The sequence below is a fragment of the Fenollaria massiliensis genome, assembly GCF_000312505.2.
Taxonomy (GTDB): Bacteria; Bacillota; Clostridia; order Tissierellales; family Peptoniphilaceae; genus Fenollaria; species Fenollaria massiliensis.
In genome coordinates this window covers 1-24150 of record NZ_HG326230.1, presented here as the reverse complement: position 1 = coordinate 24150, position 24150 = coordinate 1, and the positions used below count along the sequence as shown (strand labels likewise).

The following is a 24150-nucleotide window of genomic DNA, read 5'->3' as shown; positions in this document are numbered from 1 at the left end:
TACGCTCATATACACAAGCGTAGTTAATCTTTATAAAACTGTTGCTGTTTTATTTTTTATTTCAACAAGATGTGAACAATACTTCATAATTTCTTTGTTATGACTAATTATAAACACAATCTTATCCTTAGTATCTTTTAGTATCTCTTTCATGAGCTCTTCTTCAGTTTCTTTATCTAATGAAGATGTAGGCTCATCAAGTATAACTATGTCAGCATCTTCTGTAAAATATCTAGAAAGAGCTATCCTTTGTTTGTCTCCACCTGATAAATTCGCTCCATTCTCAACTATCATTTCATCTAGATTTATAAACTTAGTTAAGAACGGCATTGCTTCATATATTGCTTTAGAAACTTTTTTGCGTCCAAAATTTAAATTATTATATAAAGTATCTGTAATAATTGGTGTGTTTTGTGAGTAATAAGAAACTTTTCTTAGATAATCTTTATTTTTTATCTCACTTATAGGAATATCATTTATATATATACCATCTGTTTCTCTAAACTTTGGTATAAGTTTTAATAGAGTGCTCTTACCAGTACCACTCTCGCCCATAACGCCAACTATATCTCCTTTTTTAAACTCCATCTTTACATTATTAAGTAAATTTTTATCAAGTATATTGACCTTGTCGATGTCAAATTTTATGCTTTCAATTTTCTCTGGCATAGGCTTTGAACCATCTTTTGCTTTAAAATCTATAAGTGTCTTTAAAAAATTATCAGCTGCTTTTACATTAGCAAAGCCTAAATTTGTAAAAGATAAACCTCTAATAGCATTAGAAAAGTAAGGAAATACAAGCATAACAAATATTACTGATCCAAAATTGTTCTTATCATTAAGTGCAAGAGCGGCTAAGAAGATGATTACCAAATTTTGTATGATTTGATTTAAACCAATAAGTAAGCCTGATGCACCGTTAGCAACGTAGTTAACTTTCTTTCTAACTCCCTCTGATTTATGAATATTATCTTCAATCGCTGGTAATAAGTTTTCATTCTCAGCGTTTTGTTTGATAAAATCAACTTGTGAAATAAGTGAATTAATATTTTTGAATGATTCACTACTTGTACTTTGCAAATTTATTGATAGCTTAGATAGTTTTTTATTAAGTGCCTTAAAGCCGAAGTAGTGAATTGGGATGATTGCAAGCATAAATAGAGCTGCAATATAATTAAATGACCAAGCAACTGCTATCGTTACAACTATAGTTACAATATTGACAAGAAGATTTGGTATGACGTCAAAATAAAAACTAGCATATGCTTCAACCGCGTTATAAGCAAGCTCGCGAAGTGCTGTTGGTCCCTCGTTTATGTATTTATCGTAGTCTAATTTAAATATATCGCTATATATAAGACCAGCGCCTTTTGTATGATAATCTTGTACCAGCTGATTCTTTGTAAAAACAGAGATAAAATCAACTATGTATCCAAGTGCTAGTATTGATATAACTTTAAGTATATCATAAACACCAATCTTGCCAACATTTTCAATAACCGTGTTTAAGGTGATTGGTGCTATTACAAATAATATTGCTGATAATAAGCAAAGTGCAAGTAGTAAGATAAAGCTAGGTATATTAACAAGCTTTAACATTTCTTTTTTCGATTTTTTTAGTTCCATATTAAGTACTCCCTTGTAGTTTAACATAATTATTATATCACAAATGCAATTTTTTGCAACAAAAAACTACGCTCATATACACAAGCGTAGTTAATCTTTATCTAATTATCATTTCTTCTCTCTTTGGTCCTGTAGAAATGTATTTGAATTTTTTGCCAAGTTTTTCTTCGATGAACTCGATGTAGTCCCTTGCTTCTTTTGGAAGCTCTTCATACTTAGTTATGCCTCTTATGTCGCATTTCCAGCCCTTTAGTCTTTCTAGAACTGGTTTTGCTTTTTTAAGCTTGGATGTGTTAGGAAACTCATCTGTTATCTCGCCGTCTATGTCGTAGCTAACACAAACTGGTATCTCGTCTAGGTAACTAAGTGCGTCTACTACCATGAAGGCGATATCTGTTGCGCCTTGCATTTCTATGCCATACTTTGTTGCGACTACGTCAAACCAGCCAACTCTTCTTGGTCTACCTGTTGTTGCGCCGAACTCGCCCTTGTCGCCGCCATGAGTCCTCAACCCATTTGCTTCTTCATCAAAGATTTCGCTAACGAACTCGCCTGCGCCTACTGCTGATGAATATGCCTTTGTTACTGCGATGATGTTTTTAATTTCATACGGTGGCACTCCAGCTCCTATGGCTGCGTAGCCAGCTAGTGTTGATGAGCTTGTTACCATTGGGTATATGCCGTGATCTGTATCTTTAAGTGTACCTAATTGGCCTTCAAATAAGATTTTCTTGCCATCTTTGATAGCTTTTCTAAGCATCTTGGATGTGTTTTTAACATATGGCTTAATCATTTCGCCATATTCAAGAAGTGTCTTTAATACATCTTCCTTCTTAAGCGGCTCTTTATGATAAAGCTCCTTAAGAATGGCATTTTTAATTGGTAGTATCAAATCTAATTTTTCTGAAAGATATTCTTCGTCATAAAGCTCATTCACTTCAAAGCCTATCTTTTGATATTTATCTGCAAAAATATATGCTATGCCTGATTTAGTCGAGCCAAAGGATGCCTTGCTAAGTCTTTCTTCTTCGTACTTATCAAAGTCTATATGATATGGCATAACTATTTGTGCTCTGTCAGATACATAAACTTTTGGCTCTTTAACGCCTGCGTCAATGATTGATTTAAGCTCGTTTATGAAGAATGGTATGTTTAGTGCAACACCGTTTGCAAGTATGTTGACAGTGTTTTCATTAAATATTCCTGATGGCAATAGATGAAGTGCAAATCTACCATAATTATTGATAATAGTGTGGCCAGCGTTGGCTCCACCTTGAAATCTAACGACATAATCTGCATCACATGCTAGCATATCAGTTACTTTGCCCTTGCCTTCGTCGCCCCAGTTAGCTCCTACTATAGCTGTAATCATATATACCTCCTAAACATTGAGTTCAACCTTGATACCGATGCTGTCTTTGTTCTTTTCAAGTATCGGGTCAATGGTTTCACTTACGAATTCTTCAACTTGTGAAGATGCTCTACCACTAATCTTTGAATCAGACTTTATCTCTTCTATGTCATCCATAGTTAAGTTAAAGTCTTTGTCCTCAGAAATTAGCTTTAATAAATTATTATCCTTGCCCTCTTCTTTGATCCTCTTTTGAGCTTCTCTCGAATGAACTCTGATCTTGTCATGAAGGGCTTGTCTGTCTCCGCCACGTTTAACGCATTCCATAAGGATATTTTCTGTTATCATAAATGGAAGCTCTTCGTTTAAGTGCTTCTTAATAACATTCTCATAAACTATAAGTCCGTCGCTAACGTTGATGTATATATCTAGTACGCCATCAAGCGCTAGGAAGGCCTCGCTCACAGCAATCCTTTTATTAGCCGAGTCATCAAGTGTTCTTTCAAACCATTGTGTTGCGGCAGTTATTTGCGGATTAAGTGAGTTTACTATGATGTAGCGTGAAATGGATGCGATTCTTTCTGCACGCATAGGATTTCTCTTGTATGGCATGGCAGATGAACCGATTTGATTTTTTTCTAGTGGCTCTTCTATTTCTTTTAAATTTGCTAATAGTCTTAAGTCGCCTGAGAACTTATATGCACTTTGAGCTATTAGGCTAAGTACATTAAGTATCTTGGCATCTATTTTCCTTGTATATGTTTGTCCGCTTATAGTTAAAACTTTATCGAAACCAAGTTTTTTCACTATAAGTTCATCGACTTTCTTTACTTTTTCTTCGTCATTGTCAAAAAGTTCCATGAAAGAGGCTTGTGTGCCTGTAGTTCCTTTTGATCCAAGTAATTTGTAATCTGCTAATAATTTATCTAGCTCTTCTAGGTCCATATAAAGGTCTTGAAGCCATAGTGAGGCTCTCTTACCAACAGTTGTTGGTTGAGCTGCTTGGTAGTGAGTGTAGCCAAGCGTATCAAGGTCCTTATACTTCATGGCAAAGTCTCTTAGATTTTTCATAACAGTAAGAACTTTTTTTCTGATAAGCTTAAGAGCCTCGTGCATAGTGATAAGGTCAGTGTTATCACCAACATAGCAGCTAGTTGCTCCTAAGTGAATGATTGCCTTTGCCTTTGGTGCCTGAAGACCATAGGCGTAGACATGACTCATAACATCGTGACGCACAAGCTTTTCTCTTTCTTTTGCGACTTCGATGTTAAGATTGTCCTTATTAGCCTTCATCTCTTCGATAGCTTCATCTGATATGTCTAGACCCATCTCTTTTTCTGCTTCAGCAAGGGCTATCCACATCTTTCTCCAAGTTTTAAATTTAAATTCTTCTGAAAATATATACTGCATCTCTTTTGAAGAATATCTTTCTGAGAACGGCGATATATATTTATTATATTTGTCCATCTTCCACCTCTGTTGGATAATTACCAGTAAAGCAAGCGTTGCAATAGTCACAGCGTCCTTCTACAAGCTCTTTAAGATCCTCTACCTTTAAGTAACCAAGCGTATCACAGCCAATGTAGTCCCTGATCTCATCTTGTGTATACTTAAACGCGATTAGCTCCTTATTTGTCGGCACGTCAGTACCATAAAAGCACGGATGTAAGAATGGTGGTGAGGATATTCTGACATGAACTTCCTTAGCGCCAAGCTCCTTAAGCTGCTTTACAATATTTTTCATAGTTGTTCCTCTAACGATTGAATCATCAACTAAAACTATCTTCTTATCTTTAACCTCATCCTTAAGAATGTTTAGCTTGATAGATACGCCTTGTGATCTTTGATCTTGACTAGGCTTAATAAATGTTCTACCAACATAATTATTCTTGATGAAAGCGATTGAGAATGGTATATTAGCCTCTTGTGCATAGCCATAAGCTGCTGGTGTACCTGAGTCTGGAACTCCAACGACTACGTCAGCATCGACTGGATATCTCTTGTGAAGCATCCTACCTGCGTTTAATCTTGCTTCATAAACGCTGATGCCATCTATAACTGAGTCGGGTCTTGCAAAATAAATGTATTCAAAGATGCAGACGGATTTTTTAGCTTCGTATTTGTAGACAGATTCTATACCATCTTCATTAATAACAACAACTTCGCCTGGCTCAACATCTCTTATGAACTTTGCTCCAACTGCGTCAAGAGCGCATGACTCGCTCGACACAAAGTATGTATCTTCTTTTTGACCTATGCAAAGTGGATGAAAACCGTTTGGATCTCTTGCAGCGATAAGCTTTTGTGGGCTTGCTATTGCTAGTGAGTAGGCTCCAACTATCTTTGGCATAGCCTTGACAACTGCCTCTTCAACAGATTTTGACTCAAGTCTAGCTCTTGCTATAAGATAAGGAATGATTTCAGAATCAGAAGTCGTTTGGAAGATGGCTCCTGTTTGTGAAAGTTCATCCTTAAGTGCTTTTTGATTAACAATATTGCCGTTATGAGCGATGGCTAAAGTACCTTTCCAATAGTTTATAACTAGTGGCTGAGCATTAGTAACGGTAGAATTACCTGAAGTTGAGTATCTAACATGTCCAACACCTAGATTGCCATTAAGTTTAGCTAAATTTTCTTTATTAAAAACATCATTAACTAGACCCATGTTTTTATAAACTTGGATGTTTTGGCTCATCTTGGTATCTGTTACAGCAATACCGCAAGATTCTTGGCCTCTGTGCTGTAAAGCGAATAATCCGTAGTAAATCAGAGTCGAGACGTCTTCGTGCTTAAGTGAATAAGCTCCGAAAACGCCACACTCCTCATGTATTTTATCAAACATTACTTTTCTAGTCCAAGTCTTCTCATGACTTCGTGGTATGCATCTTCAACATTACCAAGGTCACGTCTGAACCTGTCTTTATCAAGCTTTTCGTTAGTTTCGTAGTCCCAAAGTCTCATAGTATCTGGACTGATTTCGTCAGCTAAGATAATCTTGCCGTCATATCTACCAAATTCAAGCTTGAAGTCAACTAGTCTTATGCCAACAGATTTAAAATGCTTGCAAAGGTATTCATTTACCTTTCTTGCATAGTCTTTTATAGTTTCTACTTCTTCTTTAGTAGCAAGACCAAGTGCTGTAGCATAGTCATCGTTGATGAATGGGTCATCAAGTGGATCTGACTTGTATGAGAACTCAACTATTGGGTGAATTAATTCCTTACCTTCTTCAACACCCATCCTCTTAGAGAAGCTACCTGCAGTTACGTTTCTAACTATAACTTCTAGTGGAACTATCTCAACAGCCTTAACTAAAGTGTCTCTGTCGTTTAGTTCTTCAATGTATATTGTTGGTATACCTTCTTTTTCAAGCTTTTGGAAGAAGAAGTTACTCATCTTGTTGTTGACTACCCCTTTGCCAACTATAGTTCCTTTCTTCTTGCCGTTAAATGCAGTAGCGTCATCCTTGTAAGATAAGATAAACTTTTTAGGGTCATCAGTTTTGAAAACCTTTTTTGCCTTACCTTCATAAACTTGTTCTAACTTTTCCATGTCGTCATCCTCCTTAAAAATTACATTCTAATTATATCACTAAGAAAAATATTTTTCAATCATTATAGAAATATTTTTACAAAAAATATAAGGACTTAATCACTAAGCCCTTATACAATCTATTTACTTCTTTGTTATTTCTTTACTATCTGTAATGACCCATATATTTAACTTTTCTTTATTCACTTCAATTTCCTTTTGCTTCAAAGTTAATTCAAGCTCTTTATCCTTATCAACCAGGTTTATAGTATAGGTCATGGTATTGCCACTGTCTTTTTTATCTTTTACCTCAAATTTGCTATCTGGATATGTTTTAGCTAGGTATTCATTAACAACACCTTCACTGTCAAATAGATATGTTTTCTTTCCATTTTCCAATTCACTAATTAATTCATCGTTAATAGCCGGATATAAAACTTCTTCATTATTTGTATTTTTATTGTTAATCAATTTATATGCTGCAAAAATTATTACAATAATTAATATGGCATATATTATTTTTTTACTTTTACTCATTTATTATTCCTCCTTATTTACTTTTCTTTCTTTACATTGATTCTTAATGCAAAGTAGGCCTTCTTCGCCTCGTACTCTTCTTCATTCGTAACGTTTACATTTTTACCAAAGCCTAAATCTCTTGCTAATTCAATAGATAAATCAATTCCTGCTGGATTTGAAACAACTCTTCCAAATTGATTTTTCCATTGTTATATCTATCAAAATAAGCTGCTTGAGCTTCAGGAACTCCTAAACCTAATCCAGAGAACATCCTTCTATCTGTATCCCAGTAATTATCATCCTCATTCCATGGTCCAACGTCTAATATTTCTACATTTTCACCGTTTACTATTTTTAGGATTATATACATTAACAGTATATGGTGGATTTGAATAACCATTTGGCCATCCTAAATTTGCAAATTTAAGTTTTTTATCTGGTAATGATGCTTCAATTGATCCGCTCTTAGTAGTATAATATTGAGTAGCCTAGATATTAGAAACTCTATCAATATCAGCTCTAAGAGAATTTCTATTCATACGATAATCACATTCTTTAATCCACCAGTTGTAAATCCAATCTCTGAACTTTTCTAATTCTTCTGTAGATTTAAAAACTCTAATCAATTCTTGATTTCTTTGATCCGTTAATTTATATATATTATTATTGTATAGCTTAACTGACTCTATATTGTTTTTATAAGTATCAATTTTACTCTTTTCATTTAATTCATTATCTTTTAAATGTTCATTTAAACCTATTTCTTTTATCGCAATAAATTGTTCTTCAGATAGTTTTAAATCTGATTTCATATTTCTAACATCATTTATCAGTTTATCATCATTTTCAGTGTAAAGTAAATAATATAAGATCTCTTTTCCACTGTCTAATGGATGAGTTCTATTTATTTTATCTATTTTACTTTCTTCTATTGTCAAAGCTTGTATATTTATTACTGGAGTAACCAACAATACTACTAAAACTAATATACTTATAATTATTCTTCTTTTCATAACCTTTCCTCCTTAACATTTTTAAAATTTCTCTTATTGCTGGCACCTAATGGTGCCTTCCTGCTCCAATTTTATAGCTCTGCTGATTATACTTTCTCATACTACACCTCAATATCTATCTAACATAACTATTAATTTGAATACTATACTCCAATTTCTTGTCCATTTTATTGATGATTGCAACTTTATATTCATCATTTTGCTTAGCATTAACTTTCAATATTATTTCTTTATCAAATGTCTTATCATAAATAATTTTTGTTTTTTCTAGTATTATTACCTCATATTTTAGTCTTGAGCTGCAAGTCATCTCACTTAAGTTAATTGTAAAACCATTATGATGAGCTGTATCAGGTGTAAACAAATTAAATTTATATATTCTACTTTCAAATCCATCTAAAAGTCTATTATCATTTATATCAATTTTTCTTAATACAATTAAATCATCTGACACTTTATTAATTTTTTCATATTCATCTTTGTCTATCACTTCTACTTTGTCACTAAGTAGCTCACCTCCATCGTCCAGAGCTTTTACGCTTGATACTACTTTATCATCCGGTTCGACGTTAAAATAAGCAAATGAATTTAAACTCAAAACGAATACAAGTGCTAATGAAATTACACCAAGCTTTGTAATTTTATATGAGCTCATAATCCTCATTCTTTCTAATGTTGGATTTAATTCTAACACAAATTTATTTGCTTTTTTATTTTCTACACTAGACAGTTTAAGCATTGTTTCTAAATACTCTTTTTTTGCTAAATTTGATCCACCCATTTTATTTATAACTAATTTATCACAAAGTATTTCCATATCTTCATCTATATATTTTAGAGCTAAAAGCACAAATATATTGTACCAATAAAAACATGCTAGCATATATTTTAAATAATTTAGCAATATATCACATTTTTTTATATGCATCATCTCATGATAAATTACATTTTTTAAGATAATATCGTCTTTTAAAATGTATGTTTGCAAAACAATCTTTGGCTTGAAAAATCCATAGCTTACTGGTGTTTCGAGCTTATCATTTATTAAAACTTCTACTTTTCTTTTTAGATTAAATGAACTTATATACTCATTAATACTAAGATTATTGACTTTATTAGCACTTCTCAAAGCTTTATTAGTTTTTATAGCTGTAAATATTAGATATATTAAACACAATATTGCTGCTATCAAACGATTTTTTAAATATAAAACATTTGCGAATTTTATAAGTAATAACTCTGTATACTCATTTAAATTCTTAATAAATGAAAAGCATGCATCTAATATGGGCCCATAACTAGCGTTTTCTATATTTATTTGCACGCCAAAAGGAATAATTAGATACACAAAAAGTAATGACCACATAATTTTATTGGCATATTTTATACTTTTTCTATTAAATGATTTTCTCAATAATAGTATTGCCGCAATTAATAATACACTTTTAATTAATTTGTTAACAGCATTTACTTTAATTATTTCAAACACAGCTTACTCATCCTTAATCTCAATTGAAGAAATAATATCTTTCATTTCTTCTAGCTCTGTATTAGTAATTTTCTTATTGTTTACAAATGCTGAAAATAATTTTACAAATGATCCTTTATAAACTGTATCTATAATTTTCTGTATTTGATTGTTTCCAAGATCCTCTCTTTTAATCACAGGTTTAATTATATAATTTGGATATCTTCTCTTAAGTGCATTTTTTTCTACTAATCTGTTTATAAAGGTGTAACTTGAACTTTTAGAAAAATTATATTTTCATTAAGTATTTGTGATAATTCTAAAGCAGTTATCTCTCCGTTTTCATCTAGGCAATCGCCTTTCCATAACTCCTCTAAAACTATTAACTCGCTATCTGATAAATTCATATGTACCTCCTTTCTATATTGTATAAAATGCTATCAATCATTATTAGCTTCTATAAACTTGCTTTGATATGTGCAATCTTAGCCACATAAGCAATAAATTGCACATATCAAGCACTAATTCATTTAAAGTTTTATAATTTTACAATTAATCATCAATTCTAAACGAATCTTTTATTTCTTTATGCATAGGTTTTAATTCTTCAATCATTTCTTCTATGGCACCATCATCTCCACTATCTTTATTTATGTGATAATAAAAAGTTTTATCTCCTTTACTTATAAGCTTTTTTAAAAAATAGCCGCCCAAGTCGCTTTTCTTAGAAACAACTATCTCAAAGACTGAGCTAAATGATCTAATTAAAGACTCTCTATCCCTCTTTTCTAAAACAAAACTTATCGTCTTAGTATCTTTATTGCTATCTGCAGTCTCGCTTTTTGAGTCATCTACAACTTCTATCAGCATAACATCGTACTTCCACTCAGGTATTTCAAGAGTAAAGCCATAATCATCACTATGGTATAAATACTTTTCATTAGCATCATTATGTTCACGAATATTAGATTTTTGTTCTTTTCCAATATCTATATTACAAGCTATAGAAAAACAGAGTACTAATATTGCTAACATTAAAAATATAAAAAACTTTTTATCTTTCATAGTTATCACTCCAATTTATTTAAATTTTATATCTACAACACAAAATATTATGCATCAATAAATTTAAATGAATCCATAATTTCTTTGTGCATAGGCTCTAGCTCTTTAATTAAATTCTTAATTCTAGCAATATATTTATCGTCACTGTCTTTTCTATCTTTTATCTCTTTCATGACATCATCTTCTTTAAGCTCTTTGTAGTAATATGTTTTTCCGTCTTTTTCGCCTAATTTTATAAGATTAGAATCTAGTTTGCTTTTTTCTGATACAATAAGTTCAAAAGCAGTATAAAAGCTTATGTCTAAATCTTTTTCTCTCCTTAATATCATAAAATTTATAGTCGTTGCATCATCATATTGCTTCTCATAACCATATTTTTCTGCATCCGAATCATCGTTAACATTAAATAGTTGAATATTATAGTTCCACTCAGGTATTTCAAGAGTAAATCCATAAACATCGTTCTTATATAAATAATAATCTCTATTATTTGTTTCTGTGCTTTTTTCTTTACGATTACAAGAAATTAAAGTTAATATCGATAATAAAAGCAATACAGATATAAATACTTTCTTTTTCATAATTTTCCTCCTTTTTATGATATAATCCTGCTAGTGTTTATACATAATAATGTTTAGATAATTTTCGCCTCTTAAAATATATTTTTCTTTTAATTTACATCCATATTCACTATTGAATATGAGCTAATTTTATTATATACACATTTTTTTGCTTTGTCAAGTATTATTTTAGTCTTTTAATATATTTTTACAAAAATATAAGGACTTAATTTGTAAGCCCTTATATATCATCTATTTACTTTTCTTTTTTTACCCTAATTTTTAATTACAAAGTAGGCCTTCTTCGACTCATATTCATCTTCATTTGTAACGTTTACTCTCTTAAACTCTATAGTCTCATCGCCATTGAGTTTAACTTTATATATGTCTACTAAACGTGATGGGCCTCCATCTCTTAACTCGCCTTTAACTTTAAATTTTTCAAACGTTTTTTCAGCTAAATCGTTCTTTGGTGATATAACCCACTCGTCAAAGCAATTTCCTGCTGGCAAGACTACTTCTACTTCATCTTTATTTGTGCTTATGTCTATGACCTTTTCATCAGGATTATCACTTTCATCTTTTCCATACAAATCTTCTTTCTTTTCTACCTCATAAACTTCGCCATCAATCATTGCGTAATTTTGTTCTGGATAGCCGTCCTCGTCTTTTGGGAATTTTGAAGCGATATTACTTGAGCACGCGCTGATAAATAATAAGCTTGATACTAGTAAGCATAAAACAAAAAACATATTTTTCTTAATAGCTTTCATAAAACCACCTTCCTTGTGCTTTCGTCTGATATATCGTTAAGTATATTATATATCTTATCAAATCCATATACAAGTACTTAAATCTTACAAAAGGGTAACAAAAAAGCTTAGGTCATCTCCTAAGCTTTTCAATCTATAATTTATAATATGCAACGCCCACAAGGCCTCTGCCTGTGTGTACTGCTAGTGTTGGCGCGATTTGTTCTTCAACATATACTTTTGCCTTAGCTACTTCGTCTTTAAGTGCTTCCTTAACTAAATTAAATGCTTCAGGATTTGCTCCGTGGCAAATAGCTAGGTAGTAGTCTTTTACACCACTTAGCTCTTCTTTTATCCTCTCGATAAGTTTCTTTTGTGCCTTTGAAAAGCCTCTCACTTTATCGATTGCATAGTAAACGCCGTCCATATTACATGTGATTATTGGTTTTATATTTAAAAATTGACCAATAACGCCTTGAACCTTGCCTATCCTTCCGCCATTGATTAGATTAGTTAATTCTGGTATAGCAAAGTATGTCTTGGACTTCATATTATCTCTATCATCTGTCATTATCTTGATGATTTCATCAGCGCTGTGTCCTTCATCTCTAAGGCTTGCTGCTCTATATGCGTAAAAACCTGCACCGATGGCAATATTTTTTGTATCAAAAACTTTTACCTTTCCATCGTAGTCCATAGCTATAAGATTTGCTAAGTTATTGGCACCGCTAAGCTTTGACGATAGTGTGATGATTATGACTTCATCTGCGCCGTCTGCAAATTCTTTGTCAACTATATCTTTTATCTCTACTGGAGATGGTGTACTTGTCTTAGGAAACTCCTTATCAAGAAGCTCATAAAACTCACCTTTTTCTATATCTAAGATATCTCTATATGATTTGTCTGAGAAATGAACCCATAAAGGTAGCATAGCTACATTTAACTTTTCGTACGCTTCCTTAGGTACATCGCAGGCTGTATCTATAATTAATCCTACTTTACTCATTTGTCCTCCTTAGCATTTAAAAGCTCGTATTTTAATAGTTTTTGTGTAATAACTTTGGTGCAAACGCTTACTATGGCAAGTGTTAAGCCATTTCTCTTGTCAAGATCTATATCAATAGATGCTCTGCCTTTAATTTCAGGGCTGCTTTGCCTATCCAAGATGCTTATAACGAGTCTCATCACTTCTTCCATTTTATTGCAGAAATAATTGTATGATTCTTCTATAGGGCTTTTATTAAGCTCATGCAAAATCCCTTCATCAATCTCTGCTATGCTCAAAATGTTTTTCAAAACAGTAATCACTATGCAATAAACGATGTGATTACGAAAGTAACGCTTTTTGATTGGGCTCGGCATAATTTTGTGCTTGACATAATTATTGACCATGGACTTCGTTAGTTTGTTATCCTCATCAAACATTGCTTCCAAAGCTTTGTTAACTATCTCGACTAGCTGCTCTGAATATATACCAAAGTCAGGCAAGTCCTTGTATCTTGGAAGCTTTAGTTCGCTAAGACTGTTTAATATTTTAACTCTCATATTGCCTCCACTTAGTATTTAATACTACATCCATAGTTTAGCATAACTAGATTACAATGTCAAGTGCTTTTTTATAAATTCCCTAATATCTTCGTAGCTAGCGTCTTTAAATGTTTTGATGTACTCGTAATTCTTATATGAATACTTCGGATCGTAGTAGCTCTTCATCATATCTTTGATAAGTTCTATGTAATCCTTAGCTAAGAGCATCTCCTTGTATTTTTCATATCTTTCCTTGCTAATGAATTTTTTAAATTCTTCAAAAGTCTCTAGTATTTCTTCTTCATTGTCCTTTGGCAAATAATCTTCGCTAATGTTTTTTGCTCTTTCATCAAGAGATGCTTCTATAAGTATTTTATCTGAGCTGAGCATCTTGGCATATAGTTTTTCATCTAAAATTATGTCTCCTATCCTTCTTGATTCGCCCTCTGTAATGTATGTCGCATCAGGATCTTTTTTAATCGCTTCATAGATGTATGAGTCAAACATTTTTTGCGAAACTTTTTCCTTTAAGCCAACTGAGCCAAAGATGGATCCTCTATGATTCGCATACTTTTCTAAATCCAAAACTTTTATGCCATCTTCCTCAAGTCTTCTAATTATATATGTCTTATGTGTGCCAGTTAAACCGTATAAGCTAAGGACCTTTATCCTATCTAGGTATTCATCAAGTTTTTTTGTTATATATTTTCTATATGCTTTGTAACCACCGCCAAGCTTTGAGATGTGCATGCCAAGCGCACGAAAAGTTTTCTCAAGCACAGTCGATCTATATCCACCTCTATCACAATATATGACAATTTCTTCATAATTTTTTTCTAAATCCAAATATTTTTTATAAAGCTCAGGAAGTTTTTTCGATACGTATTCAACGGCCTTTATTTTAGCAAGTTCATAAGACACCCTATCATATAGTGTGCCTACCTCACTTCTCTCATCATTATCAAGTATCGGTATATTGATGGCGCCTGGTATGTGAGCGTTTTTATACTCAATTTCGCTCCTCACATCGACCAAGACGATATTATTCAAATTTTCTATATCTTCATAAATTAATTCTTCTAACATAATTTCACCTATAAATATAATACAGCAAACGCATGAAAAAATCAATATGAGCTGCGAACTCCTTGACATTTTTTATAATTATATATATAATAATCTAGTTAATATATATAAAGGAGGACAATATGGATAAACTCATACTCGCAGCTGCACTTTTCATCATAACATACATATTCATGATTAAGTTTGTTAATCATAGGCCGCTCGTTGTCGGCATAAGTGCGCTTGTTTTTATAATTTTAAATATAGTGCCTGTTAATACAATTTGGGGTGCTATCGATTTCAACGTACTTTTAATGATAGGTGGAACTATGATGCTTGTATCTTTGTTCTCCGAAAGCTTGATGCCAACAAGACTTGCGGACCTTATCATAAACAAGGTTAAGGACATAAGGCTAATAATACTTTTCTTATCCTTGTTCGCCGGCTTTGTATCAGCCTTCATCGATAATGTCGCAACAGTTTTAATGATAGCACCTGTTGCGATGAGCTTAGCTAAAAAACTAAAGATATCACCAGTTAAAATGATTATAGCAATATCGATTTCATCAAATTTACAAGGTGCGGCAACTTTGGTTGGCGATACATCTTCAATACTTTTAGGAAGTGCATTAAATATGACTTTCTTCGACTTCTTCGTATATCATGGACACATGGGTATGTTCTGGATAGTTCAGATTTCGGCAATAGTTGCTACTGCCTTCATTTATTTTGCAATTAGAGATATGAAGGGCAAGGTCGATGCGATCGAAGTAACAAAGGTTAAAGACATGATGCCAACATATTTAGTAATACTTATGATAATTTTATTGATTTTCGCATCATTTATTCCGCAAGAAGAAAAGATAGATATACTAAATGGACTTATCTGCGTCGGTGTAGCTATTTTTGGTGTAATTTATCACCTATTAAGACATAAAGATACATCCATAATCAAGACAGTTGCAAGCGAAATCGACTTCAACACACTTGGCTTACTTGCGGGGCTATTCATAATCATATCTGGTATTGAAAATGCTGGTGTTATCGATGAAATCGCAAAGCTATTCATAAAGCTAGCAGACAGACCGCTTTTATTATACACAGCACTTGTTTGGGGCAGCGTCTTAATCAGTGCCTTCGTTGACAACATCCCTTATGTTGCGACAATGCTGCCAGTTCTTTCAGTAATTTCAACGCACGTGCCATTTGACATGACAGTATTTTATTTCGGGCTACTAAGCGGCGCGACACTTGGAGGAAATATCACGCCAATAGGTGCCTCAGCAAACATCGCTTCACTTGGCATACTTAAGGAAGCGGGCTACACTGTTGAGAACAAAGACTTTATGAAGATGAGCGTGCCGTTCACTTTAACAGCAGTCTTAGTCGGATACGTTTTAGTTTGGTTCATTTATAGATAATTAGTTTTATAAGCAAAGTAAAAGACCTTAGGAGAATTAACTCTTAAGGTCTTAATTTATTTAAGCTTTTTGTGATTCTTTAAATTATCTTTGTATAGCTTCTTTAATAGTTCTTCTAATTCTTTGTCATCTATGTCGTCACCCGTCTTTGCTTTTTTAAGAAGAACTGTAAGTACTTCTATGTAGGCAAAGGCAAGTGAAGCCATGATGGCTGAAGCGGTTGTGCCGCTTATGAGACCTGCGACAACGGTTCCTGCACCTGGAAAGAATTTTAGTGCGTTACTTACTATGAAGCGTCCAAGATAGGTCGCGCCCATAGTTCCGCCGAGACCTGCGACTAATGAAGCGAGCCTCTTTTTATTCACCGGCACTCCAAAGATGGCTGTGATATGAGCAAGCATGGTTAGCTCCATGGGTACCAGCACCGATGCATCGGAGAATGGTATTGGAACGAAGCCAACTCCAAAGCTTGAGGCAATGTATTTTTTCGCCCAACTGCGTGCCTTTTCTGCTTTTAGCTTTAAATCTGCATGTTGGGCATTGTTAAAAGATATTTGGTACTCCTCTTCAAGCGCATCCATACTCATTTTAACAAGGTCCTCAAGTCCATGTGCCAAAATAATATTATCACGGTTGATCTTAAGGTTCTTCGCAAGTACTGGAGCTATGGCAAACTCACCCATATTCATATCTTTAATAAAAGAGTAAAAATCTTTGGCTTCTTCAGAGAAGAATTTTGTAAGCACTATGATGACTTTATTCTCTTTACTAAGCGTTCTTATGAGCTCTTCCTCTTCCTTCTCTATCCTAAGTCCTTGGGCATTTATGCAAAAGTATATGAGACTCAGTTTTTCGTCATCACCCTTCATTTGCATTTCACGGGCGAAATTTGCGACTTCCTTGTATACTTCAAGGCGCGAGTCATTGTCCAGCTCAAGTCCACGCGTGTCATATAAAGTAAGAGGCACACCGTCCTTCTCTACCTTGACAATGTTTTTTGTCATAGGATAGCCAACGCCAGTCTTTAGTATATCCTCACGAAACAAGGCATTGATAAGGGTCGACTTACCTGCACCAGTCTTGCCTAGCACAAGTATCTTCACCTTCTTAAGCTTGCCAAGTTCCCTCTCGATTTTATCGTATAATTCATCTGCTAAATTGATATTGTCATTGATATTTTTCATATAATCACCTGAATTATATATACCCAAAAGCTATTAATAGATAAGAAAAAGCGTAAAAAGCAAATTGCTTCTTACGCTAATTTAGTGTTTATTAAGTTAAAACATTATTTCTTGCTTTTGTCTATCCAAGTTAGAGTGTATTCTCCCCAAGTAACTTCGTCTTTAACTTTATCAAAAGGCATATTTTTAATATATTTCTTAACTGGTGTTTTATATCCAAAATTCCACAAGAATATAACTGGTAAATCTTTTCTTGCAATTTCTTGAACCTTCTTATAGTGAGGTGCTCTATCTTCTATCTTATATGCAATTCTACCAAGATTAAGTTCTTTATCCATCTCTTCATTTGAGTAAGCTCCAAAGTTAATTGATGAATATGATTGAAATACCTCGCTTATTGATGAGATATCAGCTCCATTGTAGAAATTTATAACGGTTATTTCAAAATCTTTCTTATCATGAATTTTTGATATATAATCTGAATACTCTACCTCATCACGATTTAACTTAATGCCAATTTCTTTAAATTGTTCAACAAGCACTTTATATAAGTCGTCATATTCAGCTTTTGTATTTGTAAGATAGCTTGTTTCAAAATAATATCCATCACTATTCATAGTAAAGCCAGCTTCTTCTATAAGTTTTTTAGCTTTTTCTACGTCTCTTTCAGGCATCTTTGCATCGTCATTAAGCGCCCACTCATAAATAGGTGAGATAAAGTAATCTGAAGCTGAGCCTCTGTCTTTGTGAACTTTATCGCAAATTGCTTTTCTGTCTAGTCCATATAAAACCGCTTCTCTTAGCTTAGAGTCTGCAAACTTTCCGCTTTTAACATTAAATTCTATCCCTTCAATTTTTGGGACAAGATAAGATACAAATTTGTACTTATCATTATTGGCAAGCTTATCAACATCATTATATGAAACTCCACCATAATCAATTTCATCGTTTGTCAAGGCTTTGAATTGTGGATCTAGACCATCATAAATTTTAAATACTAATTTATCTAGATAAGGACCCTTGCCAAAGTAAACTGGATTTTTTTCAAGTGTAACTGACTCACCAGCTTTTTGTTCGACAAATTTAAAAGGGCCAGTGCCTATAGGCGCCTTATTTGCAGGATTATTTACAATATTATTACCGCCATATATATGCTTAGGCAAAACATACATCATAAGATCAGCCGTATTTGCTATAAAGGCTGCATCTGCTTGTTTAAGTTTGAATGCAACAGTATTCTTATCGATAACATTCACAGAATCAAGATTAAATAAATAATCACTATAATTTTTATTATTACTATAAGCATCATATGACCACTTTACGTCTTCAGCGGAAAAATCCACTCCGTCGTGCCACTTTACATTGTCATGCAAGTGGAAAACTATAGTCTTGCCATCGTCTTTATACTCATAGCTTTCAGCAAGGTCTGGAATTATTTCTTTCTTTAAATTAAGTTTTACAAGTCCATTAAATACATTTGGAGCGATATTATTTTCAATTACGCTTAAATAATTTACTAGTGGGCAGTATTGTTGTGGTTCTCCAAACAATCCAATTGTTAAAGTGCCTCCTTCTTGTACAGGGCCGTCATCTTCTTCGGCTTCTTCAGCCTCTTGAGGCTCTTCTTTAGTCTCATCATCTTTTGTTTCTTCGGCTACTTTTTCTTCTTCATTAGCTTTTCCTGCATCATCAGCCGGCTTTGAGCAGCCAATTGCGAATGATGCAAATAATGCTAATGCAAGAATTAGGGCCATTAGTCTTTTGAATTTCATAAATTCCTCCTATTTATAAATATTTTATATAAAGCTAATTTTTTCATAGCTAAATAACAATTTTATTTTTTTATATAATTATCCAAAAAAATATCCAAACGCTAGTAAAAACGATCCTATCGGAATTAGTATATACGCAAGCATCTCTAATAAATTTTCTGCGTTTCTTTCTTTCTTATATGACGCTATCTTGCTAGGAAGCTGCAAGGATGTTCCTAAGAATATTAATGTAAATGCAATCGCTTTTAACATTTTTCCTCCGTTTAAAAAAGCGAATATCTCTATTCGCTCTTATATCTTATTTAAAAAATTCTGCTAAATCATTGATTACGTCTTGACTTAGGTGATTTTCTTTGTCATATATTTCTACTGAAAGCTCATCTGAATCCTCTGGCATCATAAGATGATTAAGTCCCTCGTATAGCTTGTATATAACATGCTCTCTACCATTCAAGGCTTTTTCAAACTTATCAAGCTCATCTTTCTTCACTTGGAAGTCCTTTGAGCCGTGTGCTATAAATACGTCAAAGTTTGATGTTTTTATGTCATCTACTGTACTCACTTGATTAACTGAATAAACATAAGAAGCAGGCATACTAAAGAAGTTACCTTTAGTCTTTTCTGTCATCGCATCGATTTGCTCTTTTATCTTAGTGATCTCTTTCTTTTGAAAATCAGCAACTGAGCTGCTTACTTCGCCTGAGTCAAGATACTCCATTTGCTGCGTATAAATTATGTCAGTAAACTTCATAGTCGATGCAGAAAGCATGGCTACTTTATTCAAACCCTCTTCTTTGGCTACTCTTGGTGCAAGCATCGCTCCAAGTGAGTGACCAAGTACATAAACATCATCAAATCTAGAGTCTTTCTTAAGCTCTTCTATAGCAAGTTTTGCGTCTGATAAAACTTCTTCATCAACAGTGTATTCCTTTGGCGCGTTATTTACATATCTCTTGTCAATTCTAAGTGTTGCTACACCCAGCTTTGCAAGGCCATGAGCAAGGTCTCTAAATGGCTTGTTGCCGTTTAGACCAACTGTTTCGTCCATATCTTGTGGACCAGATCCTTGCATCATAAAAACTACCTTCTTAGAAGTAAAATCCTTTGGAATGGTAAGAGCGCCATACATCTTCGCTCCATCATTGTCCAAAACAAAACTTTCTTCTTTGAAAATGTCATTATCTTCACAAATTGGCTCCTTAAGCATAAAGTATGCGTTATTTAAGCCGCCTGACTTGTTAAGCTCTATAATGGATGTAGTCATCCTATAAGTAAATTTATCTTCACTCGATAATACATAAGTGTTTTCAATATAATCAAATTTTTCGTCCTTGCCCTCTTTGAACTCACCTATCTTTTTAAGAGTTTGAGTTAAAGATCTTTGAAAAGCTTCTCTTTCAATTTGCTTTTGATTTTTTAGCTTAGCCGCTTCGAAAAGCACGTCACCATCAGCACTTCTAAGTGCTTCCATATACTTATGAGCTATGTCCTTTGCTTCGTTGTATTCTATCTTCTTTGTGCATGAAAATAAACTTAGGCTCATTAAAAGAACAAGTGCTAATAATAGAAATTTCTTCATTTTAATTGCCTCTTAAGTAATTCATTGGGTCTTGAGCCTTGCCATTGACAATAACTTCAAAATGTAGATGCGGACCAGTTACTCTACCAGTCGCGCCAACCTTGCCTATAAACTCACCCTTAGTTAAAGTGTCTCCCTTGGAAACATTTATACTGCTTAGGTGAGCATATCTAGTCTTGTAGCCGTTTTGGTGGTCTATCTCGATAAGGTTACCGTAAGTACCTAAAGTTCCAGCAAAGCTTACAACGCCGCCATCAGCTGAGAAAACATCGTCTCCATAATCAGCGTCTATGTCAACGCCTTGGTGCATTCTGCCCCATCTTCTACCAAATCCTGATGAGTAGCCACCTCTGGTAGGTTTTATGAAGCTTCCATCAGCCAAAGCCTTTCTAGTTCCAACAAGAACAAGCTTCGGAGCAGCCTTTTTCTTAACATTCTCCTCTAAAACTACCTTGCTTATAAGCTCGTCGTTTTCGTAATAAGAAATGCTCTTAACAGTTTTAAGTCCGTCCTCACCATCCATTGAAAGAACAGTCTCACCTCTTGAAAGAGATGGATCATCTTGGCTTTCAACCGGCATAGTGATGACCTCTTCAACATTTTCCTTCTTAGTTAGTAATACATTTATAGCGTTTTCATTCTTTAATTTATTGTTCTCTAATACCTCTTCAAGCGCTGCTTTTACAGTCATTACAGCTCTTAGAGGCATCTTTTCTCTTTTTATTTCAACATCGTCCTTAATTTTTACGCTCACGGTGTTGTCACTATAGTAATGGTTTTCAAGATCTGTCAAAAACTCATTCGCAGAATCTTCATTCTTAAGTGCATAAATGTTTCTACCATTTTTTAAAATAGCATAAGCGTCTATGTCAAAAGCGTCTTCAGATATAGTGTTTCTAAGCTCTTCATCACTTGAATTAAACTCATATTTTGCCTTTATAAGATATACACCATATCTATCTTCATATTTGGATTTATAATTATCAATAGCTTCATTAAATTTATGTACACTTGCGTATACACCCAAAGATTTACCAGAAGAAAAAACTTCTACCCTCGAGAAAAAATTCTTATATACAAAAAGTATGGTCATGGCAAGAGCTATAAATGCCACACTTGCGATGATGCCAAGCTTTTTTATCTTAAAGTTCACTAAAGTACCTCCTTGTGAAAAAAATAAAATGGCGCACTAGAGAGGAATCGAACCCCCGGCACACGCCTTAGGAGGGCGCTGCTCTATCCAACTGAGCTACTAGTGCACATATATTATATTGGCGGAGTGGGTGGGATTCGAACCCACGTGGAGCAAGGCCCCTAACGCATTTCGAGTGCGCCCCGTTATGACCTCTTCGATACCACTCCCTATTTGTTTCTTAAGGTCTTGAAAAAGTTTTGCAAAAGAAATTTGTAAATTTTGCTCTCCTCATAAAACACATTTAACTTGTGATAGCTAAGAGATGAGTTGTGAAGCTGCATTTTGCTAATACAAGCGCCCTTCTTATAATCAAGTAGACCAATGTATAAATTTTTTATACGCGCTTCCAAAATCGCTCCTAGGCACATCATGCATGGCTCAAGCGTTACATAGAGATCGCAGCCTGTGAGCCTGTAGTTTTCAAGCTTTTCACATGCCCTTCTTATAGCAATAATCTCCGCATGACTAGATGCATCAGTCATGGTGATGGTCTCGTTAAAGGCCTTAGAAATCACTTCTCCATCCTTAACAATTACAGCACCAACAGGCACCTCGCCTAACTTGTAAGCCTTGATTGCCTCTCTGATTGCCATGTTCATAAACCTTTTTTCCATAGATAATATTATATAGTAAATGAGCCTATTTGTCAAGATTCAATAAAGTTTTGTCTAATCGTGCGTTGAAATCCTCTTGCGAATGCCTATCTTCACGCATACAAATAAATCTATCGCCTCCGCAAACAATACAAGACCTTTTATGAAGACCAAGATCAGATCTCGATATAGGTTTAAGACTAGTATCAATCACATCAATATCAACAAAGCGCATAAAATCATATTTTTCCTCTAAGTTCACAAATTTTTTCTTTTCATAAGCCCCATCATTTTTCGCTAGATAAATGGCTGAATAATTATCCTCATCCTCATAAATCAATTTATAATTAGATAAAAACATTTTCGCAGCCTTGTAAATAGGCTCAAACTCAACCTTATCCTTATGCATTCCCTTTATATTTAAATTAAGAGTGATAATTGGTTTTTTATAGTCTTCAATAGCTTTTGTAATAATTTTCCATCTATCTTCCTTGTTATTTAAAAAATTATTCATATAGATTTCTAAAAAATCGTCCATGTGCTTAAAAAAGTAAACAAGCTCAATGGTGTCAGCGCAGCCGCCAGTTGAAATGTTTTTTTCAGTGTAAACTTTATTCATAAGATTTATTTCATAATCAAAATTATCACTATTTAATACTTTTTTTGCATAATCTTTAGAAAAATTAAGGCCAGATTCACCTACTCTATTAATAGTTGTCGTATCACCAAGAATTGAAATGATGTAGACATAAGTCTTTAAGAAGTCTTTCGTGTTTTTATAAAAATCATAAGCATCAAGAGCAGTCATGAAGCCATGCTTCGCCTCATATCTAATTCCAGAGTGCTTAGCATTATTTTTATAAATACGAGCACCATTCGAGTCCTGCATCTCTTTTTTATTAAAATCGTCAAAAATATTCGCACACAATTTTTTAACATAATCACTAATTAGATTTATGCTAATGTATTTGTTATCATAATAAATTTTTCCAATAGCAGAAGCAATCACACCAAGAGTGAATATTGCACCCTTATGTGTATTGACTCCCCCACTTGCCTCATACATCTTCTTTTCATATTTTATGCCAATGGATCTAATCGCATTGAAAGTATCAGAAAAACTTTTTTCTGTATTTGATGCCTCCATTATCTCAAAAAAATAGCCTTTAAGAGATGAAATACTTTTTAAAAACACATCATAATCCATGTCTGAGTGCGGACCACAGTCATCTCCATCAACACAGCCAGGCTTAGGTGTTAAATCAAGTTCATCTTTTAAAGACTCTAATAATATTTCTTCAATTGTTTCAAAAAAAGCGTGCGCCTTCATGAAAACACATCCATTCTAAATAATTTTTATAGTAAATTATAAAAAAAGCTAAAAAAATAAGCCTATAAAAGGCTTATGGCAGGGGTTGAAGGTTTCGAACCCTCGGCACACGGTTTTGGAGACCGTTGCTCTACCAGCTGAGCTAAACCCCTAAATTGGTGGACCTTCAGGGACTCGAACCCCGGACCTGCCGGTTATGAGCCGGACGCTCTAACCAACTGAGCTAAAGGTCCACATTGTGGCGGAGAAGGAGGGATTTGAACCCTCGCGCCCCGTAAATTAGGACCTACTCCCTTAGCAGGGGAGCCTCTTCAGCCACTTGAGTACTTCTCCAATATTTATTAAATTATTCGGCATAAGCCATTTTAAATAAAAAAAATGGCGGAGAGAGTGGGATTCGAACCCACGTGGGCTTGCACCCAAACGGTTTTCAAGACCGCCTCGTTATGACCGCTTCGATACCTCTCCGCATGGCTGGGATGGTAGGACTCGAACCTACGGAATGCCAGAGTCAAAGTCTGGTGCCTTACCGACTTGGCTACATCCCAACAATGGCGCGACTAGGAGGAGTCGAACCCCCGGCACACGGATTAGAA

The 24150-nt window shown here is 34.0% G+C and carries 25 protein-coding genes and 7 tRNA genes; 1 reads left to right on the top strand and 31 read right to left on the bottom strand.

Annotated elements, in window-relative coordinates; genetic code table 11:
- Window positions 1-30: 30 nt before the first annotated feature.
- From BN30_RS08370 to mnmH, 17 genes are all read right to left on the bottom strand, one after another.
- The gene (locus BN30_RS08370; RefSeq protein ID WP_019215054.1) at window positions 31-1626 is read right to left on the bottom strand and encodes an ATP-binding cassette domain-containing protein; all 1596 of its coding nucleotides are present in this window, start codon (window positions 1624-1626) and stop codon (window positions 31-33) included.
- Between the two features lie 97 nt (window positions 1627-1723).
- The gene (locus BN30_RS08365) at window positions 1724-2998 is read right to left on the bottom strand and encodes an adenylosuccinate synthase (RefSeq protein WP_019215053.1); all 1275 of its coding nucleotides are present in this window, start codon (window positions 2996-2998) and stop codon (window positions 1724-1726) included.
- Window positions 2999-3007: 9 nt separating this feature from the next.
- Window positions 3008-4444: an adenylosuccinate lyase gene (purB, locus tag BN30_RS08360; RefSeq protein WP_019215052.1), complete on the bottom strand. Its 1437-nt coding sequence runs from the start codon at window positions 4442-4444 to the stop codon at window positions 3008-3010.
- Entirely contained in the window at window positions 4431-5819 is a 1389-nt protein-coding gene (gene purF, locus BN30_RS08355) for an amidophosphoribosyltransferase (protein WP_019215051.1), read from the bottom strand. The genes purB and purF overlap by 14 nt, the downstream gene beginning before the upstream one ends.
- Entirely contained in the window at window positions 5819-6529 is a 711-nt protein-coding gene (purC, locus tag BN30_RS08350) for a phosphoribosylaminoimidazolesuccinocarboxamide synthase (RefSeq protein ID WP_019215050.1), read from the bottom strand. Before purC ends, purF begins: the two co-directional genes overlap by 1 nt.
- Before the next feature lie 123 nt (window positions 6530-6652).
- Window positions 6653-7045: a hypothetical protein gene (locus tag BN30_RS08345; protein WP_019215049.1), complete on the bottom strand. Its 393-nt coding sequence runs from the start codon at window positions 7043-7045 to the stop codon at window positions 6653-6655.
- A gap of 124 nt (window positions 7046-7169) precedes the next feature.
- Entirely contained in the window at window positions 7170-7427 is a 258-nt protein-coding gene (locus tag BN30_RS08340) for a hypothetical protein (RefSeq protein ID WP_026880728.1), read from the bottom strand.
- Window positions 7428-7515: 88 nt separating this feature from the next.
- On the bottom strand, window positions 7516-8040 hold the full coding sequence (locus tag BN30_RS08335; protein WP_019215048.1) for a hypothetical protein: 525 nt from the start codon (window positions 8038-8040) through the stop codon (window positions 7516-7518).
- Between the two features lie 115 nt (window positions 8041-8155).
- Window positions 8156-9529 (bottom strand): M56 family metallopeptidase, encoded by a 1374-nt coding sequence (locus BN30_RS08330; RefSeq protein WP_019215047.1) that lies wholly within the window; start codon window positions 9527-9529, stop codon window positions 8156-8158.
- 3 nt (window positions 9530-9532) lie between these two features.
- On the bottom strand, window positions 9533-9769 hold the full coding sequence (locus BN30_RS10565) for a BlaI/MecI/CopY family transcriptional regulator (RefSeq protein WP_207636161.1): 237 nt from the start codon (window positions 9767-9769) through the stop codon (window positions 9533-9535).
- Entirely contained in the window at window positions 9766-9915 is a 150-nt protein-coding gene (locus BN30_RS10245; RefSeq protein ID WP_207636160.1) for a hypothetical protein, read from the bottom strand. The genes BN30_RS10565 and BN30_RS10245 overlap by 4 nt, the downstream gene beginning before the upstream one ends.
- A 145-nt stretch (window positions 9916-10060) precedes the next feature.
- Complete coding sequence (locus tag BN30_RS08320) at window positions 10061-10573, bottom strand: hypothetical protein (RefSeq protein WP_019215045.1); 513 nt, start codon at window positions 10571-10573, stop codon at window positions 10061-10063.
- 47 nt (window positions 10574-10620) lie between these two features.
- The gene (locus BN30_RS08315; protein ID WP_019215044.1) at window positions 10621-11154 is read right to left on the bottom strand and encodes a hypothetical protein; all 534 of its coding nucleotides are present in this window, start codon (window positions 11152-11154) and stop codon (window positions 10621-10623) included.
- 254 nt (window positions 11155-11408) lie between these two features.
- A complete protein-coding gene (locus BN30_RS08310) occupies window positions 11409-11906 on the bottom strand; it encodes a hypothetical protein (protein ID WP_019215043.1) in 498 nt (165 codons plus the stop codon).
- 133 nt (window positions 11907-12039) lie between these two features.
- Window positions 12040-12891 (bottom strand): DegV family protein, encoded by an 852-nt coding sequence (locus BN30_RS08305; RefSeq protein ID WP_019215042.1) that lies wholly within the window; start codon window positions 12889-12891, stop codon window positions 12040-12042.
- Window positions 12888-13430 (bottom strand): DUF1836 domain-containing protein, encoded by a 543-nt coding sequence (locus BN30_RS09485; RefSeq protein WP_019215041.1) that lies wholly within the window; start codon window positions 13428-13430, stop codon window positions 12888-12890. Before BN30_RS09485 ends, BN30_RS08305 begins: the two co-directional genes overlap by 4 nt.
- A gap of 51 nt (window positions 13431-13481) precedes the next feature.
- Entirely contained in the window at window positions 13482-14498 is a 1017-nt protein-coding gene (gene mnmH / locus BN30_RS08295) for a tRNA 2-selenouridine(34) synthase MnmH (protein ID WP_019215040.1), read from the bottom strand.
- A 122-nt stretch (window positions 14499-14620) separates the two neighbouring features.
- Between mnmH and BN30_RS08290 the strand changes: the two genes are divergently transcribed.
- Complete coding sequence (locus BN30_RS08290) at window positions 14621-15898, top strand: ArsB/NhaD family transporter (protein ID WP_019215039.1); 1278 nt, start codon at window positions 14621-14623, stop codon at window positions 15896-15898.
- A gap of 56 nt (window positions 15899-15954) precedes the next feature.
- Here BN30_RS08290 and BN30_RS08285 read toward each other — a convergent pair whose 3' ends face one another.
- The 14 genes from BN30_RS08285 to BN30_RS08220 form a co-directional block, all read right to left on the bottom strand.
- Window positions 15955-17082, bottom strand: a complete 1128-nt coding sequence (locus BN30_RS08285) for a YcjF family protein (RefSeq protein WP_019215038.1) — start codon at window positions 17080-17082, stop codon at window positions 15955-15957.
- A gap of 104 nt (window positions 17083-17186) precedes the next feature.
- Window positions 17187-18857 (bottom strand): ABC transporter substrate-binding protein, encoded by a 1671-nt coding sequence (locus tag BN30_RS08280; protein ID WP_019215037.1) that lies wholly within the window; start codon window positions 18855-18857, stop codon window positions 17187-17189.
- 78 nt (window positions 18858-18935) lie between these two features.
- A complete protein-coding gene (locus BN30_RS10190; protein ID WP_019215036.1) occupies window positions 18936-19109 on the bottom strand; it encodes a hypothetical protein in 174 nt (57 codons plus the stop codon).
- Between the two features lie 46 nt (window positions 19110-19155).
- Entirely contained in the window at window positions 19156-20436 is a 1281-nt protein-coding gene (locus BN30_RS08270; RefSeq protein ID WP_019215035.1) for an alpha/beta hydrolase family protein, read from the bottom strand.
- A 1-nt stretch (window position 20437) separates the two neighbouring features.
- A complete protein-coding gene (locus BN30_RS09480) occupies window positions 20438-21589 on the bottom strand; it encodes a peptidoglycan DD-metalloendopeptidase family protein (protein WP_019215034.1) in 1152 nt (383 codons plus the stop codon).
- Window positions 21590-21618: 29 nt separating this feature from the next.
- Window positions 21619-21695 (bottom strand) — tRNA-Arg (locus BN30_RS08260).
- A gap of 13 nt (window positions 21696-21708) precedes the next feature.
- Window positions 21709-21798: transfer RNA gene (locus BN30_RS08255), tRNA-Ser, on the bottom strand.
- On the bottom strand, window positions 21799-22230 hold the full coding sequence (locus tag BN30_RS08250) for a nucleoside deaminase (protein ID WP_019215033.1): 432 nt from the start codon (window positions 22228-22230) through the stop codon (window positions 21799-21801).
- A 40-nt stretch (window positions 22231-22270) separates the two neighbouring features.
- Window positions 22271-23554 (bottom strand): triphosphoribosyl-dephospho-CoA synthase, encoded by a 1284-nt coding sequence (locus BN30_RS08245; protein ID WP_019215032.1) that lies wholly within the window; start codon window positions 23552-23554, stop codon window positions 22271-22273.
- A gap of 76 nt (window positions 23555-23630) precedes the next feature.
- Window positions 23631-23706 (bottom strand) — tRNA-Trp (locus BN30_RS08240).
- Between the two features lie 4 nt (window positions 23707-23710).
- Window positions 23711-23787 (bottom strand) — tRNA-Ile (locus BN30_RS08235).
- Window positions 23788-23793: 6 nt separating this feature from the next.
- Window positions 23794-23887 (bottom strand) — tRNA-Ser (locus tag BN30_RS08230).
- A gap of 46 nt (window positions 23888-23933) precedes the next feature.
- Window positions 23934-24022, bottom strand: a tRNA-Ser gene (locus BN30_RS08225).
- A gap of 3 nt (window positions 24023-24025) precedes the next feature.
- Window positions 24026-24102: transfer RNA gene (locus BN30_RS08220), tRNA-Gln, on the bottom strand.
- Window positions 24103-24150: the final 48 nt, after the last annotated feature.

Coding starts and splice junctions, on each gene's coding strand:
- BN30_RS08370 (WP_019215054.1), bottom strand. CDS start 1,626: ATGGAACTAAAAAAATCGAAAAAAGAAATGTTAAAGCTTGTTAATATA.
- BN30_RS08365 (WP_019215053.1), bottom strand. CDS start 2,998: ATGATTACAGCTATAGTAGGAGCTAACTGGGGCGACGAAGGCAAGGGC.
- purB (WP_019215052.1), bottom strand. CDS start 4,444: ATGGACAAATATAATAAATATATATCGCCGTTCTCAGAAAGATATTCT.
- purF (WP_019215051.1), bottom strand. CDS start 5,819: ATGTTTGATAAAATACATGAGGAGTGTGGCGTTTTCGGAGCTTATTCA.
- purC (WP_019215050.1), bottom strand. CDS start 6,529: ATGGAAAAGTTAGAACAAGTTTATGAAGGTAAGGCAAAAAAGGTTTTC.
- BN30_RS08345 (WP_019215049.1), bottom strand. CDS start 7,045: ATGAGTAAAAGTAAAAAAATAATATATGCCATATTAATTATTGTAATA.
- BN30_RS08340 (WP_026880728.1), bottom strand. CDS start 7,427: ATGGTTATTCAAATCCACCATATACTGTTAATGTATATAATCCTAAAA.
- BN30_RS08335 (WP_019215048.1), bottom strand. CDS start 8,040: ATGAAAAGAAGAATAATTATAAGTATATTAGTTTTAGTAGTATTGTTG.
- BN30_RS10245 (WP_207636160.1), bottom strand. CDS start 9,915: ATGAATTTATCAGATAGCGAGTTAATAGTTTTAGAGGAGTTATGGAAA.
- BN30_RS08320 (WP_019215045.1), bottom strand. CDS start 10,573: ATGAAAGATAAAAAGTTTTTTATATTTTTAATGTTAGCAATATTAGTA.
- BN30_RS08315 (WP_019215044.1), bottom strand. CDS start 11,154: ATGAAAAAGAAAGTATTTATATCTGTATTGCTTTTATTATCGATATTA.
- BN30_RS08310 (WP_019215043.1), bottom strand. CDS start 11,906: ATGAAAGCTATTAAGAAAAATATGTTTTTTGTTTTATGCTTACTAGTA.
- BN30_RS08305 (WP_019215042.1), bottom strand. CDS start 12,891: ATGAGTAAAGTAGGATTAATTATAGATACAGCCTGCGATGTACCTAAG.
- BN30_RS09485 (WP_019215041.1), bottom strand. CDS start 13,430: ATGAGAGTTAAAATATTAAACAGTCTTAGCGAACTAAAGCTTCCAAGA.
- mnmH (WP_019215040.1), bottom strand. CDS start 14,498: ATGTTAGAAGAATTAATTTATGAAGATATAGAAAATTTGAATAATATC.
- BN30_RS08290 (WP_019215039.1), top strand. CDS start 14,621: ATGGATAAACTCATACTCGCAGCTGCACTTTTCATCATAACATACATA.
- BN30_RS08285 (WP_019215038.1), bottom strand. CDS start 17,082: ATGAAAAATATCAATGACAATATCAATTTAGCAGATGAATTATACGAT.
- BN30_RS08280 (WP_019215037.1), bottom strand. CDS start 18,857: ATGAAATTCAAAAGACTAATGGCCCTAATTCTTGCATTAGCATTATTT.
- BN30_RS10190 (WP_019215036.1), bottom strand. CDS start 19,109: ATGTTAAAAGCGATTGCATTTACATTAATATTCTTAGGAACATCCTTG.
- BN30_RS08270 (WP_019215035.1), bottom strand. CDS start 20,436: ATGAAGAAATTTCTATTATTAGCACTTGTTCTTTTAATGAGCCTAAGT.
- BN30_RS08250 (WP_019215033.1), bottom strand. CDS start 22,230: ATGAACATGGCAATCAGAGAGGCAATCAAGGCTTACAAGTTAGGCGAG.
- BN30_RS08245 (WP_019215032.1), bottom strand. CDS start 23,554: ATGAAGGCGCACGCTTTTTTTGAAACAATTGAAGAAATATTATTAGAG.